An 18,144-nucleotide genomic window follows, 5' to 3' on the forward strand; every position below is an offset into this window, starting at 1 on the left:
TATGAAGTTGTACCACAATCTTTCACAAATTAGCTTTTTAAAAAAGAGTTATGCATCCAAATTCCTGTTTGTTGCATTTATTGGTATTCACATTCCCTTAATAGGCATTTTATTTTTTGTCCTTTATTATAATACTAATGTTTCTCCCACTTCTATTCTTGTTTTTTCTTTAATAATGACTTTGTTGGCTTCTTTAGTTACATCGTTGATTTTAAATCAATTGATAAAACCGATAGCGATTGCTTCAAAATCTTTGAATGATTATAGAAACGAAAGGAGATTATCTGTTTTACCAACTGAATATTCTGATGAAGCGGGTTTATTAATGTGTAATATTCAGGAATCTATTTATGAAGCCGAAAGTTTTATAAATGAAAAACAGGATTTAATTTATATGCTTTCGCACGATTTAAGGAACTTTGCTGGAAATCCTCAGGGTTTGGCAAAATTAATTATCGATGAAAATCCATCAGAATCTATAAAGGATCTGGCAGTTTTAATTTGCGAATCGACTGATTTGCAGTTTAGATATATCGAGAATTTTATTAAATTATTAAACGAACAAGATCAGGTTGTAAAGGTAAATCAGGAATTAAGAACGATCGTTTTTCCTAATATTTTACCTTTTATAAATGAACAGGTTGAACAGCGTTTACTGGATAAAAATATAAAGTTAAGTATGAGTTTGGAGTTAGAAGAAGCTCAACTTAGAATTGACGAGGGATTGCTGGTTCAGGTTTTGGTGAACCTGATTAGTAATGCGATTAAATTTTCTTATTTTGATAGTGAAATTAAAGTGAGAATGTATATTGAAGACGATCAGCTTATAATTACGGTTGCTGATAAGGGAATTGGTTTTGATAAAACCCAAATCGACGAATTGTTTAAGAAATTTACTAAAATGAGTCGTTTAGGTACGGCAAAAGAAACTTCAACGGGAATTGGTTTGTATTTATGCAAAAAAATTATCGAAAGAAATAAAGGTGAATTAACCGCTGTAAGCGAGGGAAAAAACAGAGGTGCCGAATTTAAAATTACATTTGAAGTTTAATTTTTTCTTCTTTTTATAATCTCATAGTTTAAAATTGTAAAGAAATAAAAACAAGAATCGGCAGTTATTTTTCCAAGAATAATTCCGAAGAAATAATTCCCACATAAAATTGGCATCCAATACATGCAAAACGGACGAACTACTAAAAAGTCTAAAAAAGCAGGATATCCAAATTCTAATACTAAGTTTTTTAGCAGCGAAAGTACATCTGAAAAAGTTGTTTTCTTATCGAGAACCTGATTCTGCCTTGCTAGTTTTTTATAGGAAGAAAACAGAATAACGCCGTAAAAAGCTAAATATTCTGCAATTGTAATCAAATAAGCCGTTGTTAATCCGCTGTAAATTTTACTAAAAAGTGACGTTGTAAGTGCAGCACTTGTACTAGCTAATTCAGCATATTTATAGCGATTAAACCATTCTTTGAAATTTGATTTTGTAAGCATTTTTTCAGGTAAAGTGACTATCCCGAAGCCTCGGGACTAAGCGGCTAAGTTACTAAGATTATAATTGGGAAAAACTGCGTTTTAGCATTCCAACAAAAAATCTGTAAAAAAGACCTGGAATCTTAGTTCCTAAACTTCACTTATTGCTTTTTAATAAAGAACAGGATAGATTTTATAAAAGTTCTAAAAAGGTTGAAAAACTTCGTTAAAAATAACCTTAGGTTTACCATCAGTGCATTCAATACCTATAGGAGGAGTTGTAGGAGCACAATCTGCAACTAATTGCCACTTTGAATAATATGCGCCGCGATCATGAATATAGGTTTTTACTTTAGCAAGAAATTCTGTTTTATTTATTTTTTTTGAATAGGGAATATATCCTTTAAAAGCGCCGCAATTACTGGGAGAAAGAAGAACGAATTCCCATTCATCAGGATTTGTACAAGGTTGAGAATTCATTAAAGAAAGCTCGATAATCTCGCTGTACATTGCATCGAGTTTTTGTGATTCTTCTTCCATCGTAGGACCGTTACTGTCGCTGCTGCACGAAGCTAATAGTAAACAAAAGGCAAATACAATAAAACTTAATTTTTTCATGGTTAGTGATTTTAGGTTAGTTTTATTAATAGATGCTTTGATCCAAAAATGGTTGCGTAAAGAAAGAAAGAAAAAACTCAGCAGCTCAGTAACTTAGAGCCTTATAATCTTAAAAAAAATTACCATAAATGATGTACAGAAGGTTTTACATATTGGTCATAAATTTTGTTCATAGCTTCGATTTTATCAGCAGTTAATTTTGGTAAATCATAAACTGATAAATTAGACAAAACATGACTTGTTTTTGAAGCTCCGGGAATAATACAGCTAATATCCTGAAAGCTTAAAATCCATTGTAAGGCATACGGAGCCAGATTTTCAGTTTCCGGAAACAACGCTTTTAATTCTTCGACTGCTTGTAAACCTAACGTATAATTAATTCCTGAAAAAGTTTCTCCCTTGTCGAATGCTTCACCATTTCTATTGAAATTGCGATGATCTTGTGGTTCAAAAGTTGTTTTAGCGTCAAATTTGCCCGTTAAAAGTCCGCTTGCTAAAGGAACTCTGGCAATAATTCCGATATCTTTTTTTCTGGCTTCAGAGAAAAATAATTGCGAAGGACGCTGACGAAATAAATTGAAAATAATCTGAACAGTTGTAACATTCGAATATTCAATTGCTTTTAATGCTTCTTCTACTTTTTCGACACTTACGCCCAGATTCAAAATTTTCCCCTGATCTTTCAATCGGTCAAACATTTCAAAAATCTCAGGTCGGTAATACACTTCGGTAGGCGGACAATGCAGCTGAATAAGATCGAGCGTTTCTAATCCCATTCTCTTTAAACTGTCTTCAACAAATTTCTGCAAAACTTTTGGCTGGTATCCTTCATTTATATGAGGGTTTATCTGGCGTCCGCATTTTGTGGCAACATAAATACGTTCAGATCGTGAACGAATCACACGTCCAACAGCGGTTTCGCTTAAACCATTTTCGTAAACATCGGCAGTATCGATAAAGTTAACGCCATTGTCTATTGCAGTATTCAAAAGTTCGTCTGCCGTTTTATTATCAAAAGCAGATCCCCATTTTCCTCCCACTTGCCAGGTACCAAGTGAGATTTCAGATATATTAAAATTTGTTTTTCCTAGTTTTCTGTAGTTCATTTTTTTCTTTTTAAGGTTCAAAGGTTTAAAAAAGGTTCAGAGGTGCAAAGGTTTTTTTCTTCAAAGTTACAAAGGTTCGGAGATGCAAAGGCACAAAGGTTTTTTTGAAGGAGCTAAGATTCTAAGTTTATAAGGACTAAGTTTTTGCCTTTGTACCCTTGTTACTATGAACCTATGTCCCTCTGAGCCTTTGACCCTTTGTCCCTATTTTTAATCAAATAAATCTGAAGACAAATAACGATCGCCGCGATCACAGATAACGGCAACGATTACGCCAGATTCTAATTTTTCGGCTATTTTCAGGGCTACTGCTACGGAACCACCGCTGCTCATTCCGGCAAAGACGCCTTCTTCGAGCGCTAGTCTTTTTGTCATTTCTCGGGCTTCGTCTTCGCTTACGTCAACAACGGTATCTACTTTTGAAGCATCAAAAATTTTCGGTAAATATTCTTGTGGCCATTTACGGATTCCGGGAATTTGAGATCCGTCGCTTGGCTGCGCGCCAATGATTTGAATTGCCGGATTTTTTTCTTTTAAATAAGTCGAAGTTCCAATAATAGTTCCCGTTGTTCCCATTGCAGAGACAAAATGCGTTACAGTTCCTTCCGTATCATTCCATATTTCAGGACCTGTCGTTTTATAATGCGCTTTCCAGTTGTCCTCATTCGCAAACTGATTCAACATCAAATAACCGCCTTGTGCGACTTTTTTGTCGGCATAGTCACGTGAACCAATAATTCCTTCGCTGGCAGGTGTTAAAATCACTGTAGCGCCATATGCGCGCATTGTTTGTGTACGCTCTTTTGTAGAATCTTCCGGTAAAACCAATTCTATCTCTATTTGAAACAATTGTGCAATCATCGCAAGCGCAATTCCTGTATTTCCGCTTGTTGCTTCAATTAATTTATCTCCTTTTTTAATATCGCCTCTTTCCAGAGCCGATGCAATCATATTATAAGCCGCTCTGTCTTTTACACTTCCGCCGGGATTATTTCCTTCCAGTTTCAGTAAAAGTTTTACGTTTTTATTTTTAACCAAATTGACCGTTTCCATCAATGGCGTATTTCCAATTAGGTTTAACAATTTCTGTGGACCCATTATTTTATTTCTTTTATTTTAACTTCAGTTGTAGTGGTATTCATAACGATAGAGCCTGCGGGAATAGATTTGGTAACCCAGGCATTTCCGCCAATAATACTGTTTTTTCCAATAGTAGTTTGTCCTCCCAAAATGGTAGCATTTGCATAAATGCAAACATTTTTTTCGACAGTAGGATGACGTTTTGCGTTTTTCATTTCCTTGCTCACACTCAAAGCGCCAAGCGTAACTCCCTGATAAATTTTTACATGTTTTTCGATTACAGTCGTTTCTCCAATAACGATTCCGGTAGCGTGATCAATAAAAAACGGTGAGGCAATTTGGGCACCTGCGTGAATATCGGTTCCGGTAATTCGGTGGGCATATTCACTCATTAATCTTGAAAATAACAGCAAATCAAGCTGATATAATTCGTGGCTCAATCGATAAATTGCAATGGCAAAAAAACCGGGATATCCCAAGTAAACTTCATCGATGCTGTTTGAAGCAGGATCATTTTCTAAAATATATTCGGCATCCTGATTTAATTTTTCTAAAACACCCGGAAGTTTTTCCAGAAAGCGGTCCCACATAGATCCGCATAAATTGTCCGGTTTTTTGCAGGCTAAAACAGCAATCTCTTTAAAGCATATTTCCAGTTCATCGATGCTTTCATCAAGCGGAGCATTTGAATCAAAAAGGGTATAAAAAAGCTTTTCGGTAAAATCTTCAGTTTTAGTTTTGATTCCGTAATTTATATTAGAATGGCTTTTTAAAGCTTTTATATCTTGTATGATGGTATTTTTTGACACAATTATAGAAATAGAATGAATAATTTGAAACGCTAAAAGTAAGGTGTTTTTTGTAAATAAAGGCATGAATTAACTAAAGAAATTTCGTTTTAAGAATTCTATTTGTGATAAATAAAAGAATTTTAAAGCACAATAATTTATATGATTGTTAAGAAGTTAAATGTGTAAATTAGCCAGTAAAATATATTAAAAATGAAAAACGATTCGACTTTTAAAAGTGCTATTTCTAACCTGTCTTTTCCTTCAAAGGAAAAAATTTCAGGTAAATCTATTCATGATCCCATTTTAGGGCTTATTGTTAAGGATCATCCTTCTTTTTGTGATGCTGATTTTATTGCTGTTAAAGAGTTAAATGCGTACCGCCAGAAATATGTTTCGAATTATTTATCTACAGAAATAGGAGCACTTTCTGATCTTGAAAAAAATGTTATTGAGGCTTTAAAAGAAGATAAATCTATTGTAAGTATTGTTGAAGATGAAGAAGAAACGAGAAGTTTTGGACAAAAAATAGCAGATCACGTGGCTAATTTTGGCGGAAGCTGGACTTTTATAATTTCGTTTTTACTTTTTATTGTCATTTGGATTGGGTCTAATGTTTACATTTTAGTCAATAAAGGATTTGATCCGTATCCGTTTATTTTGCTGAATTTGATTCTTTCGTGTATTGCCGCATTACAGGCTCCGGTAATTATGATGAGTCAGAATCGTCAGGAAGAAAAAGACCGGAATCGTGCCAAAAAAGATTATATGATTAACCTGAAATCTGAATTGGAAATACGAATGATTCACGATAAAATTGATCATTTAATTATGCACCAGCAACAGGAATTAATCGAAATTCAGAAAGTACAAATCGAAATGATGAATGATATTCTGAATCAGATTAAAAAGTAATTAAGTGTAAAAAATTAAAAATAGAAGTGTTTGTAGTAATATCCGCCAAGCATAAAAATACCATTTATGATGGCAGAAATCCAGACCATATTTTTATATTTTTTGGTTTTACCGAAATAAGAAAATGCTAAAAAAGCTATAAATATGAGGGTAGAATAAAGGGCGGGATACATTTTAAAAGCGGCAAAAAAATGACCCTGAAAAAGTAAGAATAAAGCACGCTGAAAACCACAGCCCAGACACTCAATTCCGAACAATGTTTTGAACAAACATGGCAGCATAAATTTCTCTAAATTCAAAGCAGTTATTTTTTACAATTTTACAAAAAAATATCCGATAAGATTTTAAGAGATAGAAGTTGTTATTTTTTAGTTTTATACTTTTGGATTCTTATACTTTAAAATATGAAAGCTTTTAAAATTTTAATAATGATACTTGCCATATCGGTTGCTTTATATGAGCAGGTTTCGGCAGAAAAAAATATCTATATCATGGTCATTGCAATTGCAGTTTTCATGTATGGAATGATGCAGCTAAGTGCAAAAACGCCAAGTAAAAATCAAGAAAAAGAGGAGCAGGATGTTGACTAAAGGAGATAAGGTTTCTGTTTTAGACGAAGCCATAAACGGAACGGTTGTTTCGGTTAAAGATAAGGAAGTTTTGATCGAAACCGAAGACGGATTCATGATGACATTTTTTGTCAATGAGCTGCTTAAAATTCAGGAATCCAGTAATTTAATGAATTCTATTAAAAGAATTAATTTAGAAGAAATTTCGAAAGAAAAAACAGAGCCAAAACCAAGAAGTTTTGTAAAAGAAAAGAAGGATAAGCGCGAAATTGCGGCTCCGGAATTTGATTTGCATATTGAAAAACTGGTTCCAAATAAACGTGGAATGTCAAATTATGACATTCTGACTCTGCAAACAGAAACAGCAAAAAGACATATTGAATTTGCTATTCGAAATCGCATCCCGAAAATTGTTTTTATTCACGGAGTTGGCGAAGGAATTTTAAAAGCAGAACTTGATTTTTTATTGGGCCGTTATGACGGAATTGATTTTCAGGATGCCAATTATCAAAAATATGGTCTTGGTGCAACTGAAGTTTATTTTCGACAAAACAATAAATAAGATGTATTTGCTGGATTAAAAAAGCTCAAAATAAGGCATAAAAAAACATCCGTTTTACAGTTAAGTTTCAATACGAAAATAGCTGTAAAACGGATGTTTTTTTGTAGGAATAAATTATAATTTTTAAAGCTGTTTTAAGAGCTGAAAATTATTATGGTTGTTGCGTGATTAATTCTCCTAATATGAAACTGTCTCCTAATTTGAAATTGTTATTTACTCCTTTTTCAAGAGTTACTTTTTTAAGTACGATGGTGTGTTTAAATGTCGTTGCTGTCAGGGTAGTGGTTGTCACTTCAATGATACCGCTTTCATTTGCAACTCCATTAACCCCCGTCCATGTTTCTTTTAATGCCGGAGTTGTTGGAGTAGTTGTGTTACAGAAAAAACTACTTGTAATAACGCCGCCAGTATAAACGCGATACGAAAGTTTGTTTGTAGTAGTACCTACTAATCCTGTTCTTGGCGCATTAAGCGGTGTAACAGAATTTACTATTAAGGAAGGATCTATATTGTCAATTGTTATTGTTGCACCTGCATTATAATTATAAACCTGACCTGTTAAACCATTACATTGTCCGGCTGGATTTGTAAAATTTAAGTTTAGTTGGTCTTCGCTTGCTATTTTTGTTGCAAAATCACCAAAATTTATTTCGGGTACAGTTACATCAACACCGGAAACTGAATAGGTAACATTTCTAAAAATAATGTTATGATTGTATGATGTAATTCTGGTACTATTATCAGTAGTATTAGGTGTAGCAACTGCTCTGGTTTCAATTTCTATTACTCCGGATTTAGCGAACCATTCATCGATAACTTTAGGTGAAACCGGCGGAATTAAACTGCAAATATAAGTTCCTGTTATTGTTCCGTCATATCCTCTGTAAACGAGCCTGTAATTAGTATTGTCGATATTAAATGTATCTGGATCATTATCTGGTGTTGGTACATTTTCGAAGGTATTTTCTGCAACTTGCAGTAATAATGATTCCTGGTTTTTAAGTTTATAAACCAGCAAATTTTCATCGGTACAATTTGTGGCTGTTCCGTCCTTAAAGTCAATATTGTCAACAGTTATATCACCATCATCGCAACCGTTTAATAAAAGCGCGAATAATAGTAGGCTTGCATATTTTCTCATCATAATTTTATTTGGGTCAAAAATAGTGAAAAATTTCGCAAATGATATTTAAGAATTCACAATTGATATTTGTTAACTTTGCACCAATGAAAAAAGTATACCTCGATAACGCCTCAACTACAGCCATGCGACCTGAAGTTATTCAGGAAATGACAAAAGTTATGACTGAAGATTTTGGTAATCCGTCTTCTACGCATAGTTTTGGACGAAATGGAAAAACTATTTTAGAACTTTCCAGAAAAAGCATTGCCAAACAATTAAATTGTTCTGCTCAGGAAATTATTTTTACTTCCGGAGGTACAGAAGCCGATAACTGGATTCTTCGTTCGGCAGTTGAAGATTTGAAAGTGACTCGTATTATAACGTCTAAAATTGAACATCACGCTGTTTTATATGCAACTTTGGCTTTGCAGTCTGATTATAATATTCAGGTTGATTATGTAAATATTAACCATGACGGAAGTATTGATTTAACACATTTATCAAGTTTATTATCTGAGGATAAAAAAACGATCGTTAGTTTAATGCATGTAAATAACGAAACCGGAACTATTTTAGATCTTGACCGGGTTAGTGTTATTTGCAAACAATATAATGTCTTATTTCATTCAGATACAGTTCAGTCTGTTGGTAAAACCGAAATTGATTTACAAAAAACGCCGCTTGATTTTATTGTGGCAAGCGCACATAAATTTCATGGTCCAAAAGGAATAGGTTTTGCCTTTATCCGAAAAAATACGGGTTTGCAGCCATTAATTTTTGGCGGAGAACAGGAAAAAGGGTTACGCGCCGGAACTGAAGCGGTGCATCAAATTGCCGGAATGGCAAAAGCGTTGTCTCTTTCGTATGAAAATTTAGAAGTGGAAAGAAAATATATTTCGGACTTAAAATCATATCTTATAGAACAATTAGAAGTTCATTTTCCGGGTTTTAGAATCAACGGAAAAAAAGAGGATTTTTATAATATCATCAATATTATTTTACCTTTTTCTGAAGATAAAACTTCGATGCTGCTGTTTAGTCTGGATATGAAAGGAATTGCAGTTTCAAGAGGAAGTGCCTGCCAGTCCGGAAGTATAAAACCTTCGCATGTTTTAAAAGAAATGCTTTCGGAGACGGATTTAAAATTACCAAATCTCCGAATTTCATTTAGTCATTATAATAAAAAAGAAGATATCGATTGGTTGATTGAGAGTCTTAAAGTTGTTTAAAGTTTCAGGTTTCAGGTTTTGAACAGAACTTGAAACCTGAAACTTGAAGCAAAAAAATTATTTTCGTATTACTTTTACCTGTGCATCATTTGTCAGCTTTATAATTGTTGAAGGTTTTCCGGCAACTTTATCCTGATTTAATTTTACGACGTAATCGACACCTTTAATAATTTCCGGATTAATATCTTTAAAAGCAATTGGGGTTGGCTGTCCTGAAATATTTGCAGAAGTCGAAACCAGAGGTTTTTTCATTCTTTCTAATAATTTAAAGCAAAAAGGTTCTTTTACGATACGAACTCCAAGTGAATTATCTGCTGCAATAATATTTGGCGCTACATTTCTTGGTTCATCTAAAATTAAAGTGGTTGGTTTTTCAGATAAATCCAGAATTTGCCAGGCGACTTCGGGAATTTTTTTAAAAACATTATACATCATTTTCTCGCCATTCATTAAAACAATCATACTTTGAGTTTCGGCGCGTTGTTTCAATTTATATATTTTTGCAACCGCTTCAGGATTAGTTGCATCACAACCAATTCCCCAAACAGTATCAGTAGGATAAAGTATGATTCCGCCTTCTTTAATAACTTCGTAAGCGTTTATTATTTCTTCGTTCATGTTTCTTTTTATTGAAATTAACTTTTATAGTTTTTATTTTGAAGGTACTAAAACACCTTTAATCTTCGAGAAAATAAGTTTTACTTTTCTTGTTTTCCTTTTTAAATATTTAATTATAACACTCTTATTGTCCCAATTGCTTTGAAAAATAACACCAAGATATACTTTTTTTAGTTTTTCAATATTATAGAATTTTTTTTCCAGTAAAAATTGCTTTTTAAAATGATATACTTTGAAAAAACCTTCTATCGGATAAATCGGAATAAGGTTGGTTTTTAAAAGATATTCTCCATAAATAACAGTTTCTGATGGAGGAGTTTCAAGATCAATTTCATTCATAAAATCTTCAAATGTCATATTTTTTGAAGCCAGAAAGTTTTCATTAAAATCTTTCCATACTAAACAAGACCATAAATACGGAGACGGTCCATAATCCCAAACTTTGGTGTGTTTATTACCAATTAATTTTCTGGTTGTTTGTAATGCATTTTTAAAAAATACAGTATCTGAGTCTAATTCGATTTGATTTGTCATTTCTAAAAAAGACTTCGATTCATGTATAATTGTATAAGGCGTATCTGAGTCAAATAGAAAATCACTTTTTTTAAATGGCGCAATAAATTCGCTGTCAGAATCGATACAAAGATAGTTTTTGCAAATATTTAATCTGTAAAATTTACTTTTTATAACTTGCTGATATCTCCAGGGATCTTTTATAGAGCAATTGTAAATGTCAGAATCTTTTAAAAGAATTAAACTTTTATTTTGATTGTTAGCTTCAAAATAGTCGAAATCTTCATCGTCAATTGCAACATAAACAGGTATGTTATCGACGTTGAATGTATTAATGGAATTTATTAGTTTTATATATTTTGAATAATCATTTTTGTACGTTTTTATTAAAATGGCAATATCTAACATATTATTTTGAAAGTTTTTTTTGAAACGTCAAAAATAGTCTATTTTTGGAGTTTAAAATATTTCCTACGAATGAAAATTTTATATTTCTACCCAGAAAACCCTTTATCTTTTAGTCAGGGAAATAATTCGAGAGCTTTATCGCTGCTGCATTATTTTAAAAATCGCAGCATTTATATCGATCTTGTCGGAGAGAAATCTAGTGAGTTTGGTGAAGATGCTATTGATGATTTGAAAAACGAAGGTTTAATCAAAAATGGTTATCTTTTAAAGAAGGAAAAGAAAAGCAGTAATATCATTAAATATTATCTTAATTATTCTTTTCCAAGAAAAATCAACAGTAAGTTCAAGGATTTTGACAGAACAAAATTTGGGTATAAAGAACAATTTGCCAAGATTGTAAAAAATACGGAATACGATATTATACTAATTTCATATGTATATTGGTCGTCACTTTTAGATAATGTAACCAAAGGTAGCAACACAAAATGGATTGTGGATACGCATGATTTTTTAACTTCTCAATTTCAGACTAATAAAAAGTTTGCTTTGGACAGGTATTTTAAAAGAGAAATCAATTTGATGAAAAAATTTGATAATGTATGGGTAATATCCAATGAAGAAAATTATCTTTTTTCTCAGTTTATCAACAATCCCGTAAGTTTAATTACGCATGGTTTGCCTAATAATATTGAAACTTCATCAAAAACAGAAAAAACAATTGATGTAGTCTATGTTGCGAGCGAGAATTTTCATAACATAAAAGCAGCAAATTGGTTTTTTAAAGAAGTATATCCTTTGCTGTCACCAGATATAAAAATTACGGTAGTTGGAAAAATCGGGAATCATATTCCGAAATTTGAGAATGTTGAAAATTTGATTCTTGTCAAAGATTTAAACGAGGTTTACAAAAAATCTAAAGTCACAATTTGTCCAATGTTATCCGGTACAGGCGTAAAAATAAAAGTAATCGAATCGTTGTCGCACGGAATACCGGTTGTTTGTAATGAAAGAGGTGTTGATGGTTTGGTAAATAAAACGAATAACGGATGTTTGACTACAAATGATTCTTTTTTGTTTTCAGATTATATTAGTAAGCTTTTAAACGATGCTGAATTTTATAACCAGAATCATTTAGAAGCCAAAAGGTTTTTTGAAGACAATTTCGATAGTAAAAAAACATACAAAATACTTGATTCTATTTTTAAAGTAAATTAAAATAATAAAACATAATCCATTTCAAATGTTCAAATCAATTAAACTGTATTTTAGGCTAAAATCATTGGCTAAAAAACTGAAAAAACAAAATAAGGAAGTTGATTTTATCGGTAATTTAAAATATGCGAAAAACGTTATTATAATAGATACTAAAGTTCCGGAATATAATAAAGATTCGGGTTCCAGACGATTGACAGAAATTGTAAAATTGCTTATTAAAAATAATGTAGGCGTTTTTTTAATGGCAGATTTTAAAGAATACCGTTTTACAACCGATTATGTACAGTATTTTAAAGATTTAGGTGCAGTGGTTTATGAGCCGGGCATAGATAAATCCGGAAATTTAATTGCGAAAAATGATTTTATAAAGCAGGTTCTTCCTTTTGCAGATTTTGTATGGCTGCACAGACCTGAAATTTTTGCAAAATATTATCCACTTATCAGAAAATTTAAACCTACTACAAAGGTGTTTTTTGATATGGTTGATTTTCATTATCTAAGATTTAAAAGAGAATCAGAGCTGACCGGAAATACTGATATCTTGAAAAAAGCCGATAAATACCTGCAATTAGAATTGGACAATTGTAAAAAAGCTGATAAAATTATTGTAATTTCTGATGTTGAAAAAGAAAGTATAAAAGAATTCTACAATGAAGATTCTAAAATAATCAGCATTGGAAATATTCATCAATTTATCGAAAATGAAAACCCGGTTTCTTTTGAAAACCGTAAAGATTTATTGTTTATTGGCGGTTTTGATCATAAACCAAATGTAGACGCTGTAAATTATCTGGCAGAAGAAATCATGCCTTTATTATGGAAATCAAATCCGGAAATTTCGATTTCTATTATAGGAAGTAATCCTCCGGAAGCAATAGAAAAACTGAATTCAGAAAAATTCAGGGTTGTAGGTTATGCCGAAGATGTTTCTCCTTATTTTTTAAACTCCCGAATTTTTGTAGCACCGCTTCGTTATGGCGCCGGGATTAAAGGGAAAATTGGACAAAGTTTAGAATTTGGACTTCCGCTGGTTACTACAAATGTTGGAGCTGAAGGCTTTAATTTTCAGGAAAACAGAAACATGATGGTTGGTAACACGAGCCGGGAAATTGTTGATAATATAATCTCATTATACCAAAATGCAGCACTTTGGCAAAAAATAAGTTCTGACTCAAAGAAAGTAATCGAACCTTTTTCGAATTATGCTATCGAACAGAAAATAATAAGCCTGATTAAATAATTTATTCCAGTTTAAATACTGTTTTTACCCAGTTTTGAATCGTGTATTTGTGATACATTTCGTCGCTTAATGGTTCGTAAGGCGTTGTGAAAAAATCAGGGTTTATATTTATTTCTTCATCTTCATTTAGAACTAAAATATTATTTGGGTTGTAAAAGTCGTAGCCTTTTATAGAAGCGTTAGTTGTAATGATCTTTTTTTGCATGGCTAAAGCTTCAAATATTCTAAAGCTTAAACCGTTGTGACCGTGTCTTATAAGGTCTAAAAAGATTTTAGAATTTTCTAAATCAGTTTGCAAATCTTCAAAGAAAATATGTTTTTTAGAATAGATAATATTTTCATTAATGTTTTTAGGTTTTCTTTTACCAATAAGCATAAACTTAAACGGAATATTTTTTCCCGATAAATGATTGGCAAGATTGTTTAAAAATGAAAGACGCTCATCGACAGAAATAATTATAAAAACATTTTGGTTTTGTTCTTTTATTTCTTTTTTATCAAAATAAATATAATTGGTAATAAAATTAAAGCCAAACTTTTGACAATCATCTAAATCAAATGAATAGATTTCGTCAAATACACCATCGCCATCAAGTAAATAATCTATAGGAAAGCGGGTGCAGCTGTCATAGAGGTAAGAAATGTATTTATTGGTATGTTTTTTGATTTCTAAATGAGTCTGCTTTGTGAAACAATCCGGACGTATTACCAAAATTGTATCGTATTGTTTTTGTTTTAAATGGTTAAGGACATCCTTTTCCATTTCTATTTTTTTGATGCTTTTTTTGAAAATTAATTTGTTGAAAAAATTGGTGATTCGGTCAAAAACAGAGGAATATTTATACCTGAATTGTGAAATATCAATATGGTCAACCTGAATATTTCTTCTTTTTAATTCTAAAACAATATTTTGATCAAAATTGAAAAAATCAAAGCTGATGATGCAAATTTTCATAATTATTGAAGTTTTACTATAATATTTTAATGAAAAAGTTAGTTTTCATTAGTGTGATTTATGTAGAATGGAAAAAGAAAAGAATAGAATTTTGAATAATATAATTCTTTTTAACATTTAACAAAAATAGATATTAATTACTAACTTGCAACAAGTTTTATAATCAATCTTAATGAGAGGAAAAATACAAATAGGCTATTTAGTTTCATATGATTATGAATTATTAAAGAATTCCATACCGACAATTTATAGTGAGGCCGATGCAATTTTTTTAGCAATAGATAAAAACAGACAAACATGGAAAGGTGAATCTATTTTCATAGATAATTCTTTTTTTGAATGGATTAAAGAGTTTGATGTTGACAAGAAAATAACTATTTATGAAGATGTTTTTTATGTTCCAAATTTAACAACAATGGAATGTGAAATTAGAGAAAGAAAAATGCTTGCTCTAAAAATGGGAATCGGAAATTGGCTTATACAAATTGACAGCGATGAATATTTTGTTGATTTTAAAAAATTTGTATCTAATTTAAGGAAATACGATTCTTATCTTATTAATCCTGAAAAAAGACCAATACAAATTTGTGCTTTTTGGGTTATGCTATATAAATATACCGAAAATGGAATTTTATATGTAGACAAACCTTTAAAGGCAATTTTTGCTACAAACTATCCAAATTATAAAAACGGAAGAAGAATTAGAGGTCGCCAGATTTATACCGATAATATTGTTTTGCACGAATCTTTGTCAAGAACTGAAGAAGAATTGCGTTTTAAGTTTGAAAACTGGGGACATAATACGGATGTAAATAAAGACTTTTTGAGTAAATGGCTGGCTGTTAACGAAAATAATTATAAAGAGTATAAAGATTTTTATTATTTACAGCCTAAACGCTGGAAAAAACTAGCGTTTTTCCCAACCAAAAACATTTTTGAAATAAAAGATATTATTCAGAAAGAAAGTAAATTGAATGTATCGAATCCTGTACTTTCTGTAAAAAACTTTGGACACTGGTTTAAGTTTTTATTAAAAAAGAAACTAGAATAATATATTCTTATAGATTTTAAGATATTCAGCAGCCGCAATTTTCCAGTCGAAAATTGCGGCTCTCTTTTTTAATAATAATTCGTTTTCATTTCTATTGTTTTCGAAGCTGTTTAATCCGTCAAAAAGCCCGTTTTTCATGTATTCAGGATCAAAATTTGTCCAATAATAAGCTTCATTTCCACCAATTTCCGGTAAAGAAGTTTTATCAGATAAAAATACAGGTTTGCCAAAACTCATTGCTTCAATAGGTGGTAAACCAAATCCTTCTCTTATAGATGGAAAAAGAAAAGCAGTACAGTTTTTCATGAAAAATTGTTTGCCTTCATCAGTTACCTTTCCGGTTAAAAAAACCTGATTGGAGAGTCCGTTATTGACAATTAGCTTTTTTATTTCTTCACCGTATTTCTTGTCATTATTACCGGAAATAATTAAATTATAGTCTTTAATCAATTTCATCATATTGATAATCGAACCATAATTTTTTCTTTCGATAAAATCACCTATCGTATAGAAAAATGGTTTGTCAACCGGCACATTCGGAATATAAGAAGAAGTGTCGACCAATTTTGTAATAGGATTTCCGTTATGAATTACATATTCAGGAACATTTGGTACGTTGAAATATTGATGTGTCTGTTTTTTTGAAAATTCTGAAATATAAGTAATTGCTGTAGCCTGATTTAATTTTTCTAAAAAAAGTTTATTTCGCTTATGATTTGTGTCTGCAGAAACTTCTTCTGTAAAATTTACGTCATGTATGGTGAGCAGATATTTTTGACATTTATGAGGTTCAACTTTTGTATTTTGATTTACAGAATGCCATAAATCGTATTTTTTACGTGTTCTAAAAAATTTTAATCTGGATAAGCTGGTATATTTATGATAGTTGAATTTTTTGCCAAATTCATTCTCAAGTGCTTGTATGTCTGTTGCATTTAATGTTAGTTTCATCTCATCAAAATTCAATTCGGACAGACCTTTAATTAATTCGTAATTAAAAGTTCCTAAACCGCCAGCTCTGTTATTGATATTGTGAGTTTCTAGAAAAACACTTTTTTGATTTGACATTGATCCAATTTTTTTCACGAAAATACAATATTAATTTGAAGTGTTAAATTGTATATGTATTTTTGTTGATCATAAAAATATCCTAATGAATTTTAAAGTAAATCCAATTTTTACTAAAGAGACCACATCAATACTTGATACCATTAATTCATTTAGTAATAAAGGAATTCTTTTTGGCAACGGACAACGCAATATTATAAAGTTATTTGATTTAAATGATAAAACGATTAATATCAAATCATTTAAAATTCCTAATCTGATTAACAAAATTGCCTATAAATATTTTAGAAAATCAAAAGCCAGACGTTCTTTTGAATATGCAACAATTTTGTTAGAAAAAGGTATTGGAACGCCTCAGCCGCTTGCTTTTCTTGAAAATTTTAATTGGCTGGGTTTACGCGATAGTTATTATGTAAGTGAACATTTGGTTACTGAACTTACGTATCGTGAACTTGTAGAAGTTCCTGATTATCCGGATCGTGAAAATATATTGCGACAGTTTACACGATTTAGTTTTGAATTGCACGAAAAAGGAATTGAGTTTTTAGATCATTCGCCTGGAAATACGCTAATAAAAAAGATCTCAGAAGGAAAATACGATTTTTTTCTCGTTGATTTAAACAGAATGGAATTTCATGATCAAATGACGTTTGAAATGAGAATGAAAAACCTGTGCCGTTTAACTCCTCTTAAAGAAATGGTTGCCGTGATGAGTAATGAATATGCAAAATTATACCACGAACCTGAGCAAAAAATATTTGATACTTTATGGAAATATACGGCTGATTTTCAGGAGAAATTCTACAGAAAAAAACGTTTAAAAAAGAAACTTAAATTCTGGAAGAAGTAAGTCGGTGCAGTTCTTTATATCGTATAAAAATACTATAAGCGTTTAGGTAACATATTATAATGCCTTTTGCGCCATCTAAAAAGCCTAAACGAATTAAAAACTGATATAAAAAAGTATAAAGAGGATGGAAGATTGTCATGAAAAGTGATGATTTCTGTCCTTTTTTTAATTTTTCATTTGCTTTTAAAACACCATAATTATACATTTTGGTCTTATAATCTTTATAATTGGTATATGAAAAGTGAATTAGTTTGCTTTTTAATGTAGCGACAGGTCCATTTACAATTAATTTTTCATGAACCATTCGGTCTTCCGTATATCTACAGTTTGTTCTTTTAAAAAGTCTGAAAATTTTATCAGTTTGCCAGCCGCTAAAATGCAGTTTTAATTTTTTGAACATAAAAGTTCTGTAAATTAAATAAGCACTTGCCTTATTATTATTTATTACATAAAGTATTTCGGCTTTTAAATCCGGTGTTAAGCGTTCGTCGGCATCAATAAATAATACCCAATCGTTTTTAGCCTGATCTAAGGCAAAATTTCGCTGTAAAGTGTAATTAATAAAATGATTCTGAATCAATTGAACATTTTTAAAAGATTCAATTATTTGAATCGTCTGATCTGTACTAAATGAGTCTACTACAATTATTTCATCGGCAAAATCGATATCCTGAAGCAATGATTTTATATGAAGTTCTTCGTTAAATGTAATTATCAAAACAGATAACTTTTGCTTTTCATTAGTATTCATCAGATCGTTTTA

Annotated in this window: 21 protein-coding genes; 9 read left to right on the forward strand and 12 right to left on the reverse strand. The window is 31.2% G+C overall.

Annotated features, from left to right (window positions below; genetic code table 11):
* Positions 1–220: 220 nt before the first annotated feature.
* Positions 221–1,051, forward strand: coding sequence for a sensor histidine kinase (locus OLM54_RS02305; protein WP_264537001.1), 831 nt, complete (start codon positions 221–223; stop codon positions 1,049–1,051).
* Here OLM54_RS02305 and OLM54_RS02310 read toward each other — a convergent pair.
* The 5 genes from OLM54_RS02310 to epsC all read right to left on the reverse strand — a co-directional run bounded on the left by OLM54_RS02310 (position 1,048) and on the right by epsC (position 5,086).
* Entirely contained in the window at positions 1,048–1,494 is a 447-nt protein-coding gene (locus tag OLM54_RS02310; protein WP_264537002.1) for a hypothetical protein, read from the reverse strand. The genes OLM54_RS02305 and OLM54_RS02310 overlap by 4 nt on opposite strands.
* A 183-nt stretch (positions 1,495–1,677) precedes the next feature.
* Positions 1,678–2,091: a hypothetical protein gene (locus OLM54_RS02315; protein ID WP_264537003.1), complete on the reverse strand. Its 414-nt coding sequence runs from the start codon at positions 2,089–2,091 to the stop codon at positions 1,678–1,680.
* Between the two features lie 119 nt (positions 2,092–2,210).
* Positions 2,211–3,197: an aldo/keto reductase gene (locus tag OLM54_RS02320; protein WP_264537004.1), complete on the reverse strand. Its 987-nt coding sequence runs from the start codon at positions 3,195–3,197 to the stop codon at positions 2,211–2,213.
* 210 nt (positions 3,198–3,407) lie between these two features.
* Positions 3,408–4,295, reverse strand: a complete 888-nt coding sequence (gene cysM, locus OLM54_RS02325; protein WP_264537005.1) for a cysteine synthase CysM — start codon at positions 4,293–4,295, stop codon at positions 3,408–3,410.
* Positions 4,295–5,086: a serine O-acetyltransferase EpsC gene (gene epsC, locus OLM54_RS02330; RefSeq protein ID WP_264538602.1), complete on the reverse strand. Its 792-nt coding sequence runs from the start codon at positions 5,084–5,086 to the stop codon at positions 4,295–4,297. The genes cysM and epsC overlap by 1 nt, the downstream gene beginning before the upstream one ends.
* Before the next feature lie 192 nt (positions 5,087–5,278).
* On the opposite strand from epsC, the gene OLM54_RS02335 reads away from it, so the two are divergent.
* Entirely contained in the window at positions 5,279–5,980 is a 702-nt protein-coding gene (locus OLM54_RS02335; RefSeq protein ID WP_264537006.1) for a DUF1003 domain-containing protein, read from the forward strand.
* Between the two features lie 14 nt (positions 5,981–5,994).
* Here the strand turns inward: OLM54_RS02335 and OLM54_RS02340 are convergent, their stop codons facing one another.
* Complete coding sequence (locus tag OLM54_RS02340; protein WP_264537007.1) at positions 5,995–6,279, reverse strand: DUF2752 domain-containing protein; 285 nt, start codon at positions 6,277–6,279, stop codon at positions 5,995–5,997.
* 105 nt (positions 6,280–6,384) lie between these two features.
* Here OLM54_RS02340 and OLM54_RS02345 point away from each other — a divergent pair, with 105 nt between their 5' ends.
* Together OLM54_RS02345 and OLM54_RS02350 are read left to right on the forward strand one after the other, a co-directional pair.
* Positions 6,385–6,570, forward strand: coding sequence for a hypothetical protein (locus tag OLM54_RS02345; RefSeq protein WP_055098145.1), 186 nt, complete (start codon positions 6,385–6,387; stop codon positions 6,568–6,570).
* Complete coding sequence (locus OLM54_RS02350) at positions 6,560–7,111, forward strand: Smr/MutS family protein (RefSeq protein ID WP_264537008.1); 552 nt, start codon at positions 6,560–6,562, stop codon at positions 7,109–7,111. Before OLM54_RS02345 ends, OLM54_RS02350 begins: the two co-directional genes overlap by 11 nt.
* 151 nt (positions 7,112–7,262) lie before the next feature.
* On the opposite strand, the gene OLM54_RS02355 is transcribed toward OLM54_RS02350, so the two are convergent.
* On the reverse strand, positions 7,263–8,255 hold the full coding sequence (locus tag OLM54_RS02355; protein ID WP_264537009.1) for a hypothetical protein: 993 nt from the start codon (positions 8,253–8,255) through the stop codon (positions 7,263–7,265).
* Between the two features lie 83 nt (positions 8,256–8,338).
* Between OLM54_RS02355 and OLM54_RS02360 the strand changes: the two genes are divergently transcribed.
* Entirely contained in the window at positions 8,339–9,463 is a 1,125-nt protein-coding gene (locus OLM54_RS02360; RefSeq protein ID WP_264537010.1) for a cysteine desulfurase family protein, read from the forward strand.
* A gap of 57 nt (positions 9,464–9,520) precedes the next feature.
* Here OLM54_RS02360 and OLM54_RS02365 read toward each other — a convergent pair whose 3' ends face one another.
* Together OLM54_RS02365 and OLM54_RS02370 are read right to left on the reverse strand one after the other, a co-directional pair.
* The gene (locus tag OLM54_RS02365) at positions 9,521–10,081 is read right to left on the reverse strand and encodes an L-threonylcarbamoyladenylate synthase (protein ID WP_264537011.1); all 561 of its coding nucleotides are present in this window, start codon (positions 10,079–10,081) and stop codon (positions 9,521–9,523) included.
* A 33-nt stretch (positions 10,082–10,114) separates the two neighbouring features.
* Positions 10,115–11,002, reverse strand: a complete 888-nt coding sequence (locus OLM54_RS02370; protein WP_264537012.1) for a hypothetical protein — start codon at positions 11,000–11,002, stop codon at positions 10,115–10,117.
* Positions 11,003–11,071: 69 nt separating this feature from the next.
* Here OLM54_RS02370 and OLM54_RS02375 point away from each other — a divergent pair, with 69 nt between their 5' ends.
* A complete protein-coding gene (locus OLM54_RS02375; protein WP_264537013.1) occupies positions 11,072–12,217 on the forward strand; it encodes a glycosyltransferase in 1,146 nt (381 codons plus the stop codon).
* Between the two features lie 25 nt (positions 12,218–12,242).
* Complete coding sequence (locus tag OLM54_RS02380; RefSeq protein WP_264537014.1) at positions 12,243–13,457, forward strand: glycosyltransferase; 1,215 nt, start codon at positions 12,243–12,245, stop codon at positions 13,455–13,457.
* 1 nt (position 13,458) lies between these two features.
* Here OLM54_RS02380 and OLM54_RS02385 read toward each other — a convergent pair whose 3' ends face one another.
* Positions 13,459–14,412, reverse strand: a complete 954-nt coding sequence (locus OLM54_RS02385) for a hypothetical protein (RefSeq protein WP_264537015.1) — start codon at positions 14,410–14,412, stop codon at positions 13,459–13,461.
* A 172-nt stretch (positions 14,413–14,584) separates the two neighbouring features.
* On the opposite strand from OLM54_RS02385, the gene OLM54_RS02390 reads away from it, so the two are divergent.
* Complete coding sequence (locus OLM54_RS02390) at positions 14,585–15,463, forward strand: hypothetical protein (RefSeq protein WP_264537016.1); 879 nt, start codon at positions 14,585–14,587, stop codon at positions 15,461–15,463.
* Here the strand turns inward: OLM54_RS02390 and OLM54_RS02395 are convergent.
* Complete coding sequence (locus OLM54_RS02395; RefSeq protein WP_264537017.1) at positions 15,455–16,531, reverse strand: glycosyltransferase family 4 protein; 1,077 nt, start codon at positions 16,529–16,531, stop codon at positions 15,455–15,457. The two genes, OLM54_RS02390 and OLM54_RS02395, sit on opposite strands and share 9 nt — an antisense overlap.
* Positions 16,532–16,616: 85 nt before the next feature.
* Here OLM54_RS02395 and OLM54_RS02400 point away from each other — a divergent pair, with 85 nt between their 5' ends.
* Positions 16,617–17,381, forward strand: a complete 765-nt coding sequence (locus tag OLM54_RS02400) for a PhoP regulatory network YrbL family protein (protein ID WP_264537018.1) — start codon at positions 16,617–16,619, stop codon at positions 17,379–17,381.
* Here the strand turns inward: OLM54_RS02400 and OLM54_RS02405 are convergent.
* The gene (locus OLM54_RS02405) at positions 17,362–18,132 is read right to left on the reverse strand and encodes a glycosyltransferase family 2 protein (RefSeq protein ID WP_264537019.1); all 771 of its coding nucleotides are present in this window, start codon (positions 18,130–18,132) and stop codon (positions 17,362–17,364) included. The two genes, OLM54_RS02400 and OLM54_RS02405, sit on opposite strands and share 20 nt — an antisense overlap.
* Between the last annotated feature and the right edge of the window lie 12 nt (positions 18,133–18,144).

Origin of the sequence: Flavobacterium sp. N1736, from assembly GCF_025947065.1 — a bacterium.
In the GTDB taxonomy this organism is placed as follows: Bacteria; Bacteroidota; Bacteroidia; order Flavobacteriales; family Flavobacteriaceae; genus Flavobacterium.

Bases quoted from the DNA above. Each gene is read 5' to 3' on its own strand.
- OLM54_RS02355 (WP_264537009.1), bottom strand. From the start codon at position 8,255: ATGATGAGAAAATATGCAAGCCTACTATTATTCGCGCTTTTATTAAAC.
- OLM54_RS02385 (WP_264537015.1), bottom strand. From the start codon at position 14,412: ATGAAAATTTGCATCATCAGCTTTGATTTTTTCAATTTTGATCAAAAT.
- OLM54_RS02370 (WP_264537012.1), bottom strand. From the start codon at position 11,002: ATGTTAGATATTGCCATTTTAATAAAAACGTACAAAAATGATTATTCA.
- OLM54_RS02320 (WP_264537004.1), bottom strand. From the start codon at position 3,197: ATGAACTACAGAAAACTAGGAAAAACAAATTTTAATATATCTGAAATC.
- OLM54_RS02390 (WP_264537016.1), top strand. From the start codon at position 14,585: ATGAGAGGAAAAATACAAATAGGCTATTTAGTTTCATATGATTATGAA.
- OLM54_RS02365 (WP_264537011.1), bottom strand. From the start codon at position 10,081: ATGAACGAAGAAATAATAAACGCTTACGAAGTTATTAAAGAAGGCGGA.
- OLM54_RS02310 (WP_264537002.1), bottom strand. From the start codon at position 1,494: ATGCTTACAAAATCAAATTTCAAAGAATGGTTTAATCGCTATAAATAT.
- OLM54_RS02350 (WP_264537008.1), top strand. From the start codon at position 6,560: ATGTTGACTAAAGGAGATAAGGTTTCTGTTTTAGACGAAGCCATAAAC.
- OLM54_RS02400 (WP_264537018.1), top strand. From the start codon at position 16,617: ATGAATTTTAAAGTAAATCCAATTTTTACTAAAGAGACCACATCAATA.
- OLM54_RS02395 (WP_264537017.1), bottom strand. From the start codon at position 16,531: ATGTCAAATCAAAAAAGTGTTTTTCTAGAAACTCACAATATCAATAAC.
- OLM54_RS02380 (WP_264537014.1), top strand. From the start codon at position 12,243: ATGTTCAAATCAATTAAACTGTATTTTAGGCTAAAATCATTGGCTAAA.
- OLM54_RS02360 (WP_264537010.1), top strand. From the start codon at position 8,339: ATGAAAAAAGTATACCTCGATAACGCCTCAACTACAGCCATGCGACCT.
- OLM54_RS02315 (WP_264537003.1), bottom strand. From the start codon at position 2,091: ATGAAAAAATTAAGTTTTATTGTATTTGCCTTTTGTTTACTATTAGCT.
- OLM54_RS02335 (WP_264537006.1), top strand. From the start codon at position 5,279: ATGAAAAACGATTCGACTTTTAAAAGTGCTATTTCTAACCTGTCTTTT.
- cysM (WP_264537005.1), bottom strand. From the start codon at position 4,295: ATGGGTCCACAGAAATTGTTAAACCTAATTGGAAATACGCCATTGATG.
- OLM54_RS02345 (WP_055098145.1), top strand. From the start codon at position 6,385: ATGAAAGCTTTTAAAATTTTAATAATGATACTTGCCATATCGGTTGCT.
- OLM54_RS02405 (WP_264537019.1), bottom strand. From the start codon at position 18,132: ATGAATACTAATGAAAAGCAAAAGTTATCTGTTTTGATAATTACATTT.
- OLM54_RS02375 (WP_264537013.1), top strand. From the start codon at position 11,072: ATGAAAATTTTATATTTCTACCCAGAAAACCCTTTATCTTTTAGTCAG.